The organism is uncultured Rhodospira sp. (assembly GCF_937138205.1).
Taxonomy (GTDB): domain Bacteria; phylum Pseudomonadota; class Alphaproteobacteria; order Rhodospirillales; family Rhodospirillaceae; genus Rhodospira.
In genome coordinates this window covers 31,450-46,364 of sequence record NZ_CAKZOT010000028.1, presented here as the reverse complement: position 1 = coordinate 46,364, position 14,915 = coordinate 31,450, and the positions used below count along the sequence as shown (strand labels likewise).

Genomic DNA, 14,915 nt, shown 5'->3' with positions numbered 1-14,915 from the left:
TAATTTCCAGTTATCCAATTCCGATATGAGACAAAAGCAGCGGGCAGGATGCACCCAACGCTCACCACTGATCCTTATGTTACCCCGAAAACGGCGCAAACGCCAGCGTGCTTTTTCCCAGGCAAGCACGTGTAAAGGATTTGGGCAACCCGGCGTGTCAGCGTCCGGCTCTGGGTCACTTCGGCGCGCCGGTGCTTCAGACTGACATTGTCATGCCATTCCACGGGCGTGCCGGCCGGCTGGCGCGCCCAATGCGTTCAGGCGCCGGCCGGCCTTGCCCCTCTCTCCCCATCCTCATTATGGTCGCCGGCCTCAGGGCGACAATTGTTCCCGCGGCCCCGTCACGCCGCTGCCGGCTGCTCCAGCGCCGCGCCGTTGACGATCAGGCCGTCCTCGCCGGCGGAGACACGGGCGGTGTCGCTGTCGCCCCCATCGCCGAGCCGGCCCTCCAGCACCATCATGGCCAGCGGGTTTTCCAGGTGGCGCTGGATGACGCGCTTTAGCGGCCGGGCGCCGTACACCGGGTCATACCCCCGCTCGGCCAACCACGCCCGCGCGGCCTTGTCCATCTCCAGGGCGATCCCCCGATCCTCCAGCCGCTGTGCCAGGCGGGCGACCTGGATGTCGACGATGCCGGCCATGTGCTCCTTGAACAGGCGGTGGAACAGCAGGATTTCGTCCAGCCGGTTGAGGAACTCCGGCCGGAAGGCGGCGCGCACCTCCTCCATCACCAGTCCGCGCACGGCCGACGAGTCCTCGCCCTCCGCCTGCGCCGCCAGGATGTCGGCGCCCAGGTTGGAGGTCATGACGATCAGGGTGTTCTTGAAGTCCACCACGCGGCCTTGACCGTCGGTCAGGCGGCCGTCGTCCAGCACCTGCAGCAGCACGTTGAACACGTCCGGGTGGGCCTTCTCGACCTCGTCGAACAGCACCACCTGATAGGGCCGGCGCCGCACGGCCTCGGTCAGTGCGCCGCCCTCGTCATAACCCACGTACCCAGGCGGCGCCCCGATCAGGCGGGCCACGGCGTGCTTTTCCATGTACTCCGACATGTCGACGCGGATCAGCGCCGTCTCGTCGTCGAACAGGAAGGCGGCCAGGGCCTTGGTCAGTTCGGTCTTGCCGACGCCGGTCGGCCCCAGGAACAGGAACGAGCCGATCGGCCGGTTCGGGTCGCCCAGCCCGGCGCGCGCCCGGCGCACGGCGTTGGAGACGGCCGAGACCGCCTCCGCCTGCCCGACCACGCGCGCGGCCAGGGCCGTTTCCATCGCCAGCAGCTTGTCGCGCTCGCCGGTCAGCATCTTGTCGACCGGGATGCCGGTCCAGCGCGAGACCACGCTGGCCACCGTCTCCTCGGTGACCACCTCGTTGAGCATGGCGTCGCCCTGGGACGTTTCCGCCGTCTCAAGCTGTTTGAGCAGGCCGGGGATCACCCCGTACTCCAACTCGCCCGCGCGCGCCCAGTTGGCCTCGCGCCGCGCGATGTCCAGTTCGCCGCGCGCCCGGTCGAGCTGTTCCTTCAGCGCCGTGGCGCCGGCCAGGGCACCCTTCTGCCGCTCCCAGTCGGCGGCCATCACCGCCGCCTTGGCCTCCAGGTCGCCGAGTTCGTCCTCCAGCTTGCCCAGGCGTTCGCGGGAGGCCGGGTCGTTCTCCTTCTTCAGCGCCTCGCGTTCGATCTTGAGCTGGATCACCCGACGGTCGAGGTCCTCCAGCGCCTCCGGTTTGCTGTCCACCTGCATCCGCAGGCGGGCGGCCGCCTCGTCCACCAGATCGATGGCCTTGTCCGGCAGGAACCGGTCGGTGATGTAGCGGTTGGACAGCGTCGCCGCCGCCACCAACGCGGCGTCGGCGATGCGCACGCCGTGGTGCAGTTCGTACTTCTCCTTGATGCCGCGCAGGATGGAGATGCTGTCCTCCACCGTCGGCTGCGAGACGAACACCGGCTGGAACCGCCGCGCCAGCGCCGCGTCCTTCTCGACGTGCTTGCGGTACTCGTCCAGCGTGGTGGCGCCGATGCAGTGCAGTTCGCCGCGCGCCAGGGCCGGCTTGAGCAGGTTGGAGGCATCCATGGAGCCTTCCGCCTTGCCGGCGCCGACCAGGGTATGCATCTCGTCGATGAACAGAACATACTCGCCGTCGCTGGAGGCGATTTCCGACAGCACGGCCTTCAGGCGTTCCTCGAACTCGCCCCGGTACTTGGCCCCGGCCACCATGGCGCCCAGGTCGAGCACCATCAGCTTCTTGTCGCGCAGGGATTCGGGCACGTCACCGTTGATCATGCGCAGGGCCAGGCCCTCGACGATGGCGGTTTTGCCGACGCCCGGCTCGCCGATCAGGACGGGGTTGTTCTTGGTGCGCCGCGACAGCACCTGGACCGTGCGGCGGATTTCCTCATCGCGGCCGATCACCGGGTCGAGCTTGCCCTCGCGCGCGGCGGCGGTCAGGTCGCGGGCGTATTTTTTCAGCGCGTCGTATTGGTTCTCTGCCCCGGCGGAATCGGCGGTGCGGCCCTTGCGCAGGCGCTCCACGGCGGCGTTCAGGCCCTGCGGCGTCACCCCGGCCTCGGCCAGCACCTTGGCGGCCGGCGAGCCCTTGGCCAGGGCGAGCGCGAGCAGGATGCGCTCGACGGTCACATAGCTGTCGCCGGCCTTCTGGCCGATCTGTTGCGCCTGATCGAGCAGCCGCGTGGTCTGCTGCGCCCAGTACATGGACGAGGCGCCCTCGACGCGGGGCAGCTTGCCGACCTCCATGTCGATGCCGGAGCGGGCCTTCTCGGCGTCGCCGCCGGCAGCCGTGATCAGGCTGGCGGCCAGGCCCTCCGGGTCGTCGAGCAGGGCCTTGAGCAGGTGTTCGGGTGTCACCTGCTGGTGGTGCTCCCTGAGGGCAATGGTTTGCGCGGCCTGGATGAAGCCCTTGGCACGGTCCGTGAGTTTTTCGATGTCCATGACGGGTGTCCTCTTTCCTGTGGCAGGGACACCGGCCCCGGAACGGCGGCCGCGCGTCCCCCCGATCGGCGCCCCCTGGTCCAGGCGGGCGCCACGTGGTGGCGGGTCGTCGTGAAACCCGGCTCTCGCTCCGGTCGATATAGGGAGGGCGGGAGAGGGGGCGCAAGTTGGCGTGGCGCGGCCCCACGAGAAGGCTTATGCTGGCATCGCATGGATTGCTGTCACATCGGTTGATCCCGATTTTGTTGAGATGCGCGGGCACTTGGCGTTACCGTGGCGCCCCTCTTGACATGAGTTTTTTGGTAGGGTGATGGTGTGATGGAGCTATTTCTCAGGAGCTTGAGAAGCAGTTTTCAGGTGTTCCTGGGATTCATAGGCATTTTCAGCGTCGCCTTTGCTGTGTTCGCCTATTTGGTTCCATTCTCAACGCAGGTTCCTGCGTTCTATCTTTTCGTTTCAATTGGGGTGTTGCTTATTGTATGTGTCACGCTTCTGGATGCGATGCGCTGGCTCATCAAGGAGGGGTGTGCGGTCGTTCCGATGGCGATCGGATGCCACACAATCGGGGAGAAAACGCTACTGCTCTTCCGCCGATCCGAGGTGCTGGGCGTTGGAACGCTGGTCTCGATATACTATCTGGAAAACAAGTGCGAGATCCTGATCGGCCAGGGTTACGTTGAGACGATTACGAAAGAAAAACTCGTGCAGATTGTGGTCCTGACTGCCGAGGATGGGACGGATGACAAATGGAAATCCATAATCGAGAGAAGTCCTGACGCATTGAGGTGTACTTTCGCCAAGCCGGGGTATCAGATCGGGAGAATGGCGTGATGGTCGAGGTCAAGACACGGCCCTTGCGGGTGGCTCGCGTTGTCGATGACTACAAGGTCGTCATCAATCGCGGCGCCGAGGACGGTATCAAGGAAGGCCAGCGCTTCCTGGTGTACGGAATCGGGGACGAGGTTGTGGATCCTGAAACGAAAGAAACACTTGGGCGCCTTGAACTGGTTCGAGGGCGTGGCGAAGTAGTTCATGTTCAGCCCCGGATGGCAACAATTCGAAGCATTGAAAAAATTCGGGTACTTGGTGCAAGGAGAAAATTAGTAACTGGCCTTGCGTCTGCTCTTGCATTCGGCCGGAATGCGTCAACTGAGGAAATAGAAGAGCCGGATCATGACGAGGATATGCCTTTCGAAGACCCCCAACCCGGCGATCAGGTGAAGCCCATTTGAAGGCGCTTGTGCCGGGATGTGGATGAGGGTGGCGATTGAGACGCCCCGTTTTGGGGGTGGGTCGCTGGCCCTGTCGTGCGAGTCGACATAGGAAGAGGGCAGACAGGCGCGCAAGTTGGGGGATTGTCGCCGCGTCGGCCGATGGCATATTCTGCCATGAACGCAAATGCCCGCCGAGGAGCCCCCACCATGCCTACCCGCAACGTCGTCCTCACCGATCATCAGGCGGCGATGATCGAGCGCCTCGTCGCCTCCGGCCGCTACCAGAACGCCAGCGAGGTGCTGCGCGACGGCCTGCGCCTGATCGAGACCCGCGACGCCGAGGAGGCCGCGCGCCTGGAGGCGCTGCGCGAGGCGGTCGCCGTGGGGATCCGGGACATCGAGGCGGGGCGGTACACGGTCCTGGACAGCGCGGAGGCGCTGGCGGACCATTTTGACGCCATTGCCGAACAAGCCTTCGCGGCGGCGGAAGCGGACGGTCCGGTCCGATGACTGGTCGCGAGGGTCGATGGATCGTGCGCCCGACCAAAAAGGCGGACAAAGACTTTGCCGACATCCTGTACTGGACCCTGCGCCAGTTTGGGAAGGCACAGGCGACAGCCTATAGGCAAACGATTGAATCCGCTCTGGAGGCGTTGCAAGGGGGGCCGACCGTGCCCGGGATCAGGCGGCTGGATGGCGTATCCGGTGGCCTCATGACCCTTCACGTCGCCCGACAGGGACGCAAGGGCCGTCATCTCATCGTCTTTCGCGTCGCGCCGAACACCGACCACCCGACGCTCGACATCTTGCGCATCCTGCACGACGCCATGGATCTGCCGCGTCATGTGCCTGACACAGAGGACGGCTCTCCGGTTTGAACGGCGGGTCTCCCGCCCGTCCCTCACCGTGGCGACGCCGACGCGCCGCCCCCGGCCATCGGGCTGAGCGACCCCCGGCTCTCGAACGGCAGCCCGTCGGGGTCGGCGCCGTCGACGAAGGCCGCGCCGCGCAGGACGTAGTCCAGCGACCGCTGCTGCCCGAGGTCCATGAAACGCTGCACCAAGTCCAGCGAGCCGACGGTGGTCCGCACCGGCACGGTGATGGTCGACAGGCGCGGCACGGTCAGGGACGCGTCGGCGTACCCCTGGGCCAGGGGGCGGCCGTTCAGGTCCAGCGCCACGCGCAGGCCGTTCAGGTCCATGGCGCGCGTGTTGGGGTTGGCCACGGACAGGATCAGTTCGACCTCCTGCTGCAACAGCCCGGCCTGGACGAACCGCATGTCGCGCAGACCGACGTCCGGCGGCTCCAGGCGGCCGGGCGGGGTGGCGCAGGCGACGAGCGGGGCGGCGGCCACAAGGGCGAGGGCGGCGCGGCGGGACAACATGGCGGACTCCAGTACAGAACCAAGACCCGAGCCTCAGTCCACCGGCACATCGTGACCAAAGTGAGATGGTGGCCACCACGGGGCGCCGCCACCTCGCCGGGCCGGCGCGCGGCATTCTGCTTTCTGGACAGGCGCCCCGCGGAACGGCTACACATGACACAGGGTCCAGCCGCCGGCCGGGCCGTCCGAGCGCCCCCCAACCCCACCGAAATGGAGAGGAAAGGCCGGATGCCGACGTCCAAGCCCCTCGTCGTCGTCACGCGCAAGCTGCCCGAGGCGATCGAAACGCGCATGGCCGAGCTGTTCCGCGTCAAGCTGAACCTGGAAGACCGTCCCTTCAGTCGCGAGGACCTGGTCGCGGCCATGGCCGAGGCCGATGTGCTGGTGCCGACCGTCACCGATCATCTCGACGCCGCCGTGCTGGCCCAGGCTGGTCCGAATCTGCGCCTGATCGCCAACTACGGCACCGGCGTCGACCACATCGACGTGGCCACGGCGCACCAGCGCGGCCTGACGGTCACCAACACCCCGGACGTGCTGACCGAGGACACCGCCGACATGACCATGGCGCTGATCCTGGCCGTGCCGCGCCGGCTGGTGGAAGGCGAACGCCTGCTGCACTCCGGCAACTGGAGCGGCTGGTCGCCCACCCACATGCTGGGCCACCGCATCTGGGGCAAGCGCCTGGGCATCGTCGGCATGGGCCGCATCGGCCAGGCTGTGGCGCGACGCGCGCGCGGATTCGGCATGGCCGTGCACTATCATAACCGCCGGCCGCTGCATCCGGACATCGAGTCCGAGCTGGAAGCCACCTACTGGGACAGCCTGGACCAGATGCTGGCCCGCATGGACGTGATCTCGGTGCACTGCCCGCACACGCCGGCCACCTATCACCTGCTGTCGGCGCGGCGTCTGAAGCTGTTGCAGCCGCACGCCTACGTGGTCAACACGGCGCGCGGCGAGGTGATCGACGAAGCCGCCCTGGTGCGGATGCTGTCGGCCGGGGAACTGGCCGGTGCCGGCCTGGACGTGTTCGAACACGCCCCGTCCGTCAACCCGAAGCTGCTGGCCATGGACAACGTGGTGGCCATCCCGCACATGGGCTCGGCCACCATCGAAGGGCGCATCGATATGGGCGAAAAGGTCGTCATCAACATCAAGACCTTCACAGACGGCCACCGCCCGCCGGACCGCGTGCTGCCGAATCTGATGTGAGGGGAGGGGCGGGTTCGAGGCGCTCCCGTTCCTGATGGTTCGTGCGGCCGATTGTACTCCGTAAGGAGTGCGCATACCTTGTGGTGACTCTTTGTCCAACGGTGGGGTCCAGCAACGGTCTGATCCTGGTCTGGTAACCGGGGTCCCGGCCGCGGATGCCTCTCTGTTGTCAAATTCATACGTGAGGCTGAATGGAGGCTGGGATGATCCTGAATACCTTGACCCCTGCCTACCCGAAACTGAAAAAGTTCGTTGAAACGCAGTTGTCGCATCGAGCAACGTCGAACCAGAAGACGTGGAAAGCATTTTTGCGGTATAGTGAACTAACCGACCAACAGGCCCGAAACGCTTTGACGAACGGCAAACTTCCTCATTTGAGGATCAAAGAAATGCCGGAGGCGAATGGCGAGTTCAACGGTGGAAAAGACCCGAATTCGATTGCCCTTGCCAAAGAAGTGGCGGTCATTTTCGAAAGCAATGCCAATGATGCGGCTTGGCAGCTTCTGGTCGAATCCACGGTCCTTCACGAACTTGTGCATTGGGGGGACTGGAAGGATGGTAAGGATCAGCCCGGCGAAGAGGGAAAGGCTTTCGAACGAGCCGCCTACGGCCGCGACATTGGCCGACCCGCCAGGACAAAGACACGCGCGCCGAATGTTGAAAAGCGGGGGTGTGGCACACCCACCTGCAAACCGTGACCGTCGCGGTTCCGCCAGAATACGGCGGGTCGACCTCATCAGCGTGACTGTCGCGGCCGCAATGGCGCTTTCCTGCGCACGCACGACTTGGGCCACGGAGGCCGACATGACCGAGGCACTGCTCCAGGACTTCCTCACGCAGGCGGTGATGCACGAGACCGTGCGGCCGTATTTTCACGTTGACAGCCGGCCGGAACGCCTGCCCGTGACCGTTCTCAACACAACGCCGAGCGCGGTTGGCTCCCTAACGCTTTTTGGCACGCCGGCTGTCGTTCACGAGGGCGCGACGGCCGCCGATGTCGACTCGAGCCAGGACAAGGCGGTGCTCGTCCTCGACTCCGTAGAGATGGATGAGTCGACCGCCCGGCTGCGGTTCCAGTATCCCATCGAAGGATTGGCGGTCGATGCCACGTTCGCGCGTCAAGACAACGCGTCCTGGACGATAACGACGATCGACGCTGCGGAACAATAGGTCGACAGCGTCGACGACCTGGGGTCTGCTGCTCGGGATGCCGCTTCGAAGGCGGCGCCGCACCGGAGCTTTTGTCCAACGATCCGTCATGACGGCATTCTTACTGGCTCTCACCGTCTTCCTCGCCGCCCACATGGTTCCCTCCATGCCCCCCGTGCGGCGCGCCCTGGTGGCGCGTCTGGGGGAGCGGGGCTATCTGGCGGTCTATGCAGGGGGCTCGACGGTCCTGCTGGTGTGGCTGATCGTCGAGGCATTGCGGGCGCCCTACGTGCATGTGTGGACGGCGCCGGCGTGGGTCTACGCCATCCCGGCGGTGGTGATGCCGGGGGCGTTCGTGCTGCTGTGCGCCGGGTTGCTGACCCCCAACCCGCTGTCGGTCAGTCTGTCCCGCGCGCCGTTCGATCCGGCGCGGCCCGGCGTGGCCGGCTTGGCCCGGCACCCTGTCCTGTGGGGCTTCGGCCTGTGGAGCCTGTCGCACATGCCGGCGAATGGCTCGGCCGTTCTGGTGATCCTGTTCGGCGTGTTCACCGCCTTTTCGTTCGGCGGCATGGGGCTGGTCGACGCCAAGCGCAAACGGACGATGGGCAAGGCCACGTGGGCGTGGCTGGATGCCGCCCGCCGCGCCGGACGGGGCGCGGGGCTGGCGGCGTGGCCGACGGTGGCCGGGACCGCCCTGGGCCTCGGCCTGTATGCGCTGTTTCTCTTCTGGGCGCACACGGCGTGGATCGGCGTCTCGCCGCTGCCCTTGTGGCCGGCGTTCTGGTGAGTGTCGCGCCGCCCGGAGCATCGGCCGTCACGCCCCACGCAAAAAGGCGATCGTCTTCACACTTCTTTCCGCCGAAGCGGCGGCACTTCGCTCACGCGACGACGCGCCTCGTCATTGCGAACCCTCGTCGCAAGACGAGGGTGAAGCAATCCAGAGCAAAGAACACCGATGTTCGCCCTGTATTGTTTCGTCGCTGCGCTTCTCGCAATGACGAGCATAAGTGAAGATGTGTGATGCCGTCCGACGAATGAACCGACTTCATTCGTCGGACGGCCGGCGCGCCCCTGGCATCGCTTCGCGATACCAGCTTCTGCCAAGATGGGGTCGGCGCCCACGGCGCCGTTTTGCGGCGCCGACAAAGTTTGGCCGCCCTTTGGGCGGCCGGGGCTGCGGCGAAAGAACACAAAGACTCAGCATCACCGGCGCGCCGGAGTGACTTTGAGCCGGTCGAGTCAATCCAATCGTCGGTCGGTATGAATCGGATAGCCAAAGGGGGGAGGTCGGGAGGCGGTTCAGGCGGAAGGCGCCGCCTTCGCGGATGTGAGAACCTGATAGCCCCCCGGGACCGCTACCACACCAGCGCGGGGATGGCGGCGATCGGCGCCACGCCCTCGGCCGCGCACAGGGCCGTGACGCGGTCCGGGTCGGGCATCTCGCCATGGCGGCTGAGGCCCAGCGGCTCGGCGTACAGCCCGCCGGTGACGAACACCGCGTCGATGGCGGCGGCGGCGGCGCCCCGGATGTCGGTGTGCAGGCCGTCGCCCACCACCAGCACGCGGCGGCGGTCGCTTACCCCCAGACGCTCCAACGCCAGCTCGTAGACGGCCGGGTCGGGCTTGCCCCGGTCGATCACGGTCCCGCCCATTTCGGCATACCGCGCCGCCAGGGCACCGGCGCAGATCACCTTGCGGCCCTCGCGGATGACCTCGTGGTCGGGGTTGGCGCAGACCATGGGCAGATCGCGCGTTCGGCAGCGGGCCAAACGCTCTTCATAGTCCGCCACGGTCTCGTCGAACGACCACGGCCCGGTGTTGAGCACGAAGTCGGCCTCGTCCGGCGTCTCCACCGGCGTCAGGTCCAGGCCCTCGAAAATGCTGCGGTCGCGCGCTGGCCCCAGGTGCCAGCAACGCCGGCCCAGCGCGGCGAAGGCCGGATCGGTCCGGTCCCGCAGCGCCTGATGGACGGCGTCCCCGGACGACAGAATGTCGCCGTACAACTCGCGCGGCAGGCCCATGCCGGCCATGGTCTCGATGATCGGCCCCGACAGGCGCGGCGCGTTGGTCAGCAGCACCGTGGCCAGCCCGGCCGCCTGGATGCGGGCCAGCGCCTCGGCCACGCCGGGATAGGCGGTGTTGCCGTCGTGCAGAACGCCCCAGAGGTCAAGGATCAGACCGTCGCGGTCGGTGCACAGTCCGCTCAAGCCCGGCAGCAGAGGAATGGGCGTCATGCGGCGGCGGCTCTCAGGTCGGCGCCGATGGCGTCGGACACCGAGGCGATGCCCTGCTCCCGCATCAGCGCCAGCAGGTCGGCCTTGAGCGTGGGGATCAGGCGCGGCCCGGTGTAGGACAGCGCCGAATAGAGCTGCACCAGGCTGGCCCCGGCGCGCAGGCGCTCCAGCACGTCCTGGGCGGTGGCGATGCCGCCCACCGAGACGATGGGCACGCGCCCGAACAGGCGCGCCGCCATGAAGTGCAGCACCTCCAGCGCGCGCGCCTTCAGGGGCGCGCCGGACAGGCCGCCGGGGGCCTCGCGCGCCGGGCTCTTCAGGCTGTCGGGGCGGGTGGTGGTGGTGTTGACGCAGACCAGGCCGTCCAGCGGATTGTCGGCCTCCACGGCGATGCGGGCGATCGCCTCCATCTCGGCGTCGGTCAGGTCGGGCGAGATCTTGGCCAGCAGTGGTGTGGTCACCCGCGTCGGCATGGCCGCGCGCACCCGGCGGATGACACCGCGCAGCAGGTCCGGCTCCTGCAGGCGGCGCAGGCCCTGGGTGTTGGGCGAAGAAAGGTTGAGCACCAGCAGGTCGCAATGCGGCCCCAGCACGGCGGCCAGGGTGGCGTAGTCGTCGGCGGCGTGCTCGATGGGCGTGTCGGCGTTCATGGCCAGGTTGGCCGCCACCAGCCCCCGGTCCTGCCAGCGCGGCCGGCGCGACAGCCGGTCGTAGGCGACGATCATGCCCTCGTTGTTGAGGCCCATGCGGTTGATGATGGCGCCGTCCTCGGGCAGCCGGAACAGGCGCGGGCGCTCGTTGCCGGGCTGTGGCAGCGGGGTGATGCCGCCCACCTCGACGAAGCCGAAGCCCATGCGCAGGCAGGCATCGGGCACCAGGGCGTTCTTGTCATAGCCGGCGGCCAGCCCGATCGGGTTGTTGAAGCGCCGGCCCCACAGCTCGACCGCCAGCGCGGGGTCGTCGGGCGGTGGCAGGCCCGGGCCGAGCCCGCGCGCCAGGGTGCGGACGCTCAGGTCGTGAGCCTTTTCCGGGTCCATGCCATGCAGAAGGCTGAGGAACATGGACTCGACCGGTTTCATGGACCGAAGTCTCCAGGCATGTCGGACAGAGGCGGGAAGATCAGGTGCCCCTCGCGATCCTCGCGCAGGGGCAGGGCCGCCAGGACCGCCTCCAGGGGAATGCGGCCATACAGGTGCGGAAAGGTGGCGCCGCCGCGCGATGGTTCCCAGCGCAGCTCGCCGTCCAGGCGGGCGCGATCCACCTCCAGCAGCATCAGGGGGCGAACGCGGGCGTAGTGCAGGCGGGCCGTCTCCTCCACCTGGTCGGCGGTGGAGAGATGAATGTACCCGTCGCGGGCGTCGTTGGCGGTGCCGGCGAAGACGCCGGCGGCGACGGCCTCGTGCCAGTCGTCGACGTGGCACAGCCGGTAGAGATGACGCGGGGGCGGGGTCTGGGGCGATGTCGTGATCATGGCGGCGAGATTAGCCCATTTCCGGCGGGGGCAAAACCCTTCCGGTGATCGTTACGACGCACCGCAGGTCCCCGGGAACCATAACGAAAGCGTCATGACGCCGCAGGGCAATTGTCAGGGAACCGGTGGTACGGTTCCACCATCAGACGCGCGCCCGGCCATGGCGCCGTCCCCCCACGGGCGGCCGGTTCCGTCTCAAACAAGCCGCCCCATCCCTGGGGATTGTTGCTTGACGCCGCGTCAAAGGCCATCTTGAATCGGACCATGGCTCACGCTCTGGAACAATCGTCCGCGCCAGTCGCGGACTATGGCTATCTCGAAGCCTTCACCCGCCAGCATCGGCAGGCGGACGACATTCGCGCGCTGTTCAAGGAACACATCGATCAAACCGCCACGGTGATCCGCGACACATCCACGAACTTCAAGACAGTGGCGCAATCGGTTTTGGACCGGTGCAACGCCGGTGAGACCGTTGAATGCGATGGTCTGGACGCGTTGATCGACGGCGTCATGACGTGGGAAGTGGCCCTTGCTCAGGATCAGGACGAACTGGCACGGGCACTGGAGATCGCGGAGCGCGCGGCGCGGGAAGAAAACCCGGCCGTTCTGCCGGTCATTGCCGAGGCCGGGCGCCACCTGACCGCCATTCACGCGGACAATGCCGAGGTGTGTCGCGACGCCCGATGGATGCTCATGGCCGTGAGGGCCCGCTGCCAGCCAAGCGCCCCCGTCGGTCCCATCCAGGGGCAGCCGATGGACCTGGACGCCTACGAGCGTTCGTTTGGCTGATGGCGCGGTGGGTCAAGGGCGACAAATACGACAAGCGCGCCGCCAAGCACCTTCGGCTGGAGGATCGTCGCCGGGCTGACCGCTTTTTGGAAAAACTGTCCGAAACGCCGCCAGACACGGCTCTGAACCTGAAGCCGATGGAAGGGCACAACGGAGAACTCTGGGAGATGAAAGCGGGCGGACAGAACAGGTTCATCTTGAGGCGCGTGCGGGATGACCAAGGCGGGTATTTTGTGGTCGAGGATGTCGGTCCGCATGACATTTACAAGGGATACAATAAACGCCGGTGATCCATTGCAACGGCCCTAGGGCGGATCGCGTCCCATTTGACCCGCGCCGCTGGGCAAATGGGACGCGTGAATCCGCCCTAACTATTTGATTTAGAGCAAATCGTGATCAAACTGAAGCACGGGGTGATTCAGATTGATCACGATCTGCTCTAGACAGAACCGGGACGCCGCTGCGTCTGTGCCGCCCACGCCATCGGCACAGAGTCCGCGTACAGGGTTTCCGGCGCCACGTCGATCTCGCCGGGCCAGGCGACCGTACCGTGTTCCACGCGCACGCGTTTGAAGAGCGCCGGTGCCGCAATCGCCGTCCACGGAGTCATGGCCAGCAAGGGGCGCATGTCGAACCGGCGGCGCTCTCCGTTGGCATAGTCCAACTCCAGGCAATACTCCGGCAGCGGCCGGACGGCAATGACGTCGACGGGCATCGGGGGCCTCACTGCAAGGGCGCGATCCGGAACGGAGCCTCACCGTTCACGGCCAAGTCCCAGTTGACCATGAGTTCTTCCTTATGCAGCTCAATCCACGCATGGACAAGCTTGAGCTGTTTCGGCGGCAGCCTTCCGTCAAGAACGGTCCCGTCCTCAATGGCAAGGGCCGCCTCTTCCCCCTGGTAGCGCGCATGGATGTGCGGCAGATGGTGCTGTCGCGTATCTCGGTAGAACATGAGAATAATGATGCCATAGAACATGCTGATCGTGGGCATGGCGTTTGTCTTCTCCGACCGCGCCCCAGATCGCCCAGGCGGGCACAGGCGACGCGTCACGACAGCCGAACAAAGCCGGCGATCGAAGTATCTTCATCCAACCGCGGCCAGTTTGCGGCCGTCCGCCAGGACGACGTGCAAAGCGGCCCCATCCGTGCGGACATCAACGATTGGCCTCATCACCCCACCTCCTTGATCGCCTCACCGACCGTGGTCAGAAGCTGGTCGATCTGCCCGGGCTCAATGATCAGCGGCGGCGAAAGCGCAATGATGTCCCCGGTCACGCGGATCAACACGCCCTTTTCATAGCACTTCAGGAACACCTCGAACGCGCGCTTGCCGGGGTCGCCCGGGCGCGGCTCCAGCTCGATGCCGGCGACCAGGCCCATGGTGCGCAGATCAATGACGTGGGGCAGGCCCTTCAGCCCGAACACGGCGTCGGCCCAGGTCTCTTCCAGGTCGCGGGCGCGGGTCAGCAGGCCCTCGCGCTGGTAGATCTCTTGAGTGGCGATGCCGGCGGCGCAGGCCAGCGGGTGGCCCGAGTAGGTATAGCCGTGGAACAGCTCGATCATGTGCGCCGGGCCGCTCATGAAGGCGTCGTAGATTTCGCGGCGGACGAACGCGGCGCCCATGGGCACGGCGGCGTTGTTGAGCCCCTTGGCGGTGGTGAGGATGTCCGGCGTGATGCCGAAGTGCTCGGCGGCGGTGGCGCTGCCCAGGCGGCCGAAGGCGGTGATGACCTCGTCGAAGATGAGCAGGATGCCGTGCCGGGCGGTGATCTCGCGCAGGCGCTCCAGATATCCCTTTGGTGGCATCAGCACGCCGGTCGAGCCGGCCATGGGTTCGACAATGACGGCGGCGATGGTCTCCGGCCCGTGCAGGGCAACCAGCCGCTCCAGATCGTCGGCCAGGTGGGCGCCGTGTTCCGGCTGGCCGCGCGAAAAGGCGTTCCGCTCCGGCAGGTGGGTGTGGGGCAGGTGGTCCACGCCGCTCAGCAGGCCACCGAAGAGGCGGCGGTTGTTGACGATGCCGCCCACCGAAATGCCGCCGAAGTTCACACCGTGATAGCCGCGCTCACGCCCGATCAGGCGGGTGCGCCCACCCTCGCCCCGGACGGCGTGGTAGGCGATGGCGATCTTCAGCGCCGTTTCGACCGCCTCGGAGCCCGAGTTGGTGAAGAACACATGATCGAGGCCGTCGGGCATGATCCGCGCCAGCCTGTTGGCGAAGTCAAAGGCCAGCGGGTGGCCCATCTGGAACGGCGGGGCGTAGTCCAGATGGCCGGCCATGGCGCGGATGGCCTCGACGATCTCGGGGCGGCCGTGGCCGGCGTTGACGCACCACAGGCCGGCCGTGCCGTCCAGGATCTGGCGGCCGTCGTGGCTGGTGTAGTGCATCCCCTCGGCCGCCACCAGCAGGCGCGGCGCGCCCTTGAACTGGCGGTTGGCGGTGAACGGCATCCACAAGGCGGACAGGTCGTTGACGACCGGCGGATTGACGTCGAGCGGCATGAAGAAGGCT

Annotated in this window: 18 protein-coding genes; 10 read left to right on the top strand and 8 right to left on the bottom strand. The window is 66.5% G+C overall.

All coding sequences use genetic code 11. From position 1 onward, the window contains the following. Window positions 1-341: 341 nt before the first annotated feature. On the bottom strand, window positions 342-2,945 hold the full coding sequence (gene clpB, locus Q0309_RS03000; protein ID WP_299437306.1) for an ATP-dependent chaperone ClpB: 2,604 nt from the start codon (window positions 2,943-2,945) through the stop codon (window positions 342-344). A gap of 318 nt (window positions 2,946-3,263) precedes the next feature. Between clpB and Q0309_RS02995 the strand changes: the two genes are divergently transcribed. From Q0309_RS02995 to Q0309_RS02980, 4 genes are all read left to right on the top strand, one after another. Continuing rightward, the gene (locus tag Q0309_RS02995; RefSeq protein WP_299437304.1) at window positions 3,264-3,776 is read left to right on the top strand and encodes a hypothetical protein; all 513 of its coding nucleotides are present in this window, start codon (window positions 3,264-3,266) and stop codon (window positions 3,774-3,776) included. Further along, window positions 3,776-4,177 (top strand): hypothetical protein, encoded by a 402-nt coding sequence (locus tag Q0309_RS02990; RefSeq protein ID WP_299437302.1) that lies wholly within the window; start codon window positions 3,776-3,778, stop codon window positions 4,175-4,177. The genes Q0309_RS02995 and Q0309_RS02990 overlap by 1 nt, the downstream gene beginning before the upstream one ends. A gap of 189 nt (window positions 4,178-4,366) precedes the next feature. Next, window positions 4,367-4,669 carry a type II toxin-antitoxin system ParD family antitoxin gene (locus Q0309_RS02985; RefSeq protein ID WP_299437300.1) on the top strand — a complete coding sequence of 101 codons (303 nt, stop codon included), beginning with the start codon at window positions 4,367-4,369 and terminating at the stop codon, window positions 4,667-4,669. Beyond that, window positions 4,666-5,037, top strand: coding sequence for a type II toxin-antitoxin system RelE/ParE family toxin (locus tag Q0309_RS02980; RefSeq protein WP_299437298.1), 372 nt, complete (start codon window positions 4,666-4,668; stop codon window positions 5,035-5,037). The genes Q0309_RS02985 and Q0309_RS02980 overlap by 4 nt, the downstream gene beginning before the upstream one ends. A gap of 23 nt (window positions 5,038-5,060) precedes the next feature. Here the strand turns inward: Q0309_RS02980 and Q0309_RS02975 are convergent, their stop codons facing one another. Next, a complete protein-coding gene (locus Q0309_RS02975) occupies window positions 5,061-5,543 on the bottom strand; it encodes an LEA type 2 family protein (protein WP_299437296.1) in 483 nt (160 codons plus the stop codon). A 228-nt stretch (window positions 5,544-5,771) separates the two neighbouring features. Here Q0309_RS02975 and Q0309_RS02970 point away from each other — a divergent pair, with 228 nt between their 5' ends. The 4 genes from Q0309_RS02970 to Q0309_RS02955 all read left to right on the top strand — a co-directional run bounded on the left by Q0309_RS02970 (window position 5,772) and on the right by Q0309_RS02955 (window position 8,694). Further along, window positions 5,772-6,758 (top strand): D-glycerate dehydrogenase, encoded by a 987-nt coding sequence (locus tag Q0309_RS02970; protein WP_299437294.1) that lies wholly within the window; start codon window positions 5,772-5,774, stop codon window positions 6,756-6,758. A 203-nt stretch (window positions 6,759-6,961) separates the two neighbouring features. Further along, on the top strand, window positions 6,962-7,456 hold the full coding sequence (locus Q0309_RS02965) for a hypothetical protein (protein WP_299437291.1): 495 nt from the start codon (window positions 6,962-6,964) through the stop codon (window positions 7,454-7,456). A 106-nt stretch (window positions 7,457-7,562) separates the two neighbouring features. After that, the gene (locus Q0309_RS02960) at window positions 7,563-7,928 is read left to right on the top strand and encodes a hypothetical protein (protein ID WP_299437289.1); all 366 of its coding nucleotides are present in this window, start codon (window positions 7,563-7,565) and stop codon (window positions 7,926-7,928) included. Between the two features lie 88 nt (window positions 7,929-8,016). Next, window positions 8,017-8,694, top strand: coding sequence for an NnrU family protein (locus tag Q0309_RS02955; RefSeq protein ID WP_299437287.1), 678 nt, complete (start codon window positions 8,017-8,019; stop codon window positions 8,692-8,694). Between the two features lie 568 nt (window positions 8,695-9,262). Here the strand turns inward: Q0309_RS02955 and Q0309_RS02950 are convergent. Genes Q0309_RS02950 through Q0309_RS02940 form a run of 3 tightly spaced genes read right to left on the bottom strand, consistent with a single transcriptional unit; the run spans window position 9,263 to window position 11,612 of the window. Further along, the gene (locus tag Q0309_RS02950; protein WP_299437285.1) at window positions 9,263-10,141 is read right to left on the bottom strand and encodes a TIGR01459 family HAD-type hydrolase; all 879 of its coding nucleotides are present in this window, start codon (window positions 10,139-10,141) and stop codon (window positions 9,263-9,265) included. Further along, entirely contained in the window at window positions 10,138-11,220 is a 1,083-nt protein-coding gene (locus Q0309_RS02945) for a quinone-dependent dihydroorotate dehydrogenase (RefSeq protein ID WP_299437283.1), read from the bottom strand. The genes Q0309_RS02950 and Q0309_RS02945 overlap by 4 nt, the downstream gene beginning before the upstream one ends. Beyond that, window positions 11,217-11,612, bottom strand: a complete 396-nt coding sequence (locus tag Q0309_RS02940; protein WP_299437281.1) for a DUF952 domain-containing protein — start codon at window positions 11,610-11,612, stop codon at window positions 11,217-11,219. Before Q0309_RS02940 ends, Q0309_RS02945 begins: the two co-directional genes overlap by 4 nt. A 264-nt stretch (window positions 11,613-11,876) precedes the next feature. Here Q0309_RS02940 and Q0309_RS02935 point away from each other — a divergent pair, with 264 nt between their 5' ends. Beyond that, window positions 11,877-12,401: a hypothetical protein gene (locus tag Q0309_RS02935; protein ID WP_299437279.1), complete on the top strand. Its 525-nt coding sequence runs from the start codon at window positions 11,877-11,879 to the stop codon at window positions 12,399-12,401. Next, entirely contained in the window at window positions 12,401-12,691 is a 291-nt protein-coding gene (locus tag Q0309_RS02930) for a hypothetical protein (protein ID WP_299437277.1), read from the top strand. The genes Q0309_RS02935 and Q0309_RS02930 overlap by 1 nt, the downstream gene beginning before the upstream one ends. Before the next feature lie 149 nt (window positions 12,692-12,840). Here Q0309_RS02930 and Q0309_RS02925 read toward each other — a convergent pair whose 3' ends face one another. The 3 genes from Q0309_RS02925 to Q0309_RS02915 all read right to left on the bottom strand — a co-directional run bounded on the left by Q0309_RS02925 (window position 12,841) and on the right by Q0309_RS02915 (window position 14,905). Then, window positions 12,841-13,116, bottom strand: coding sequence for a DUF2442 domain-containing protein (locus Q0309_RS02925; protein ID WP_299437275.1), 276 nt, complete (start codon window positions 13,114-13,116; stop codon window positions 12,841-12,843). An 8-nt stretch (window positions 13,117-13,124) separates the two neighbouring features. Then, the gene (locus Q0309_RS02920; protein WP_299437273.1) at window positions 13,125-13,394 is read right to left on the bottom strand and encodes a DUF4160 domain-containing protein; all 270 of its coding nucleotides are present in this window, start codon (window positions 13,392-13,394) and stop codon (window positions 13,125-13,127) included. Between the two features lie 179 nt (window positions 13,395-13,573). Beyond that, on the bottom strand, window positions 13,574-14,905 hold the full coding sequence (locus tag Q0309_RS02915; RefSeq protein ID WP_299437271.1) for an aspartate aminotransferase family protein: 1,332 nt from the start codon (window positions 14,903-14,905) through the stop codon (window positions 13,574-13,576). Between the last annotated feature and the right edge of the window lie 10 nt (window positions 14,906-14,915).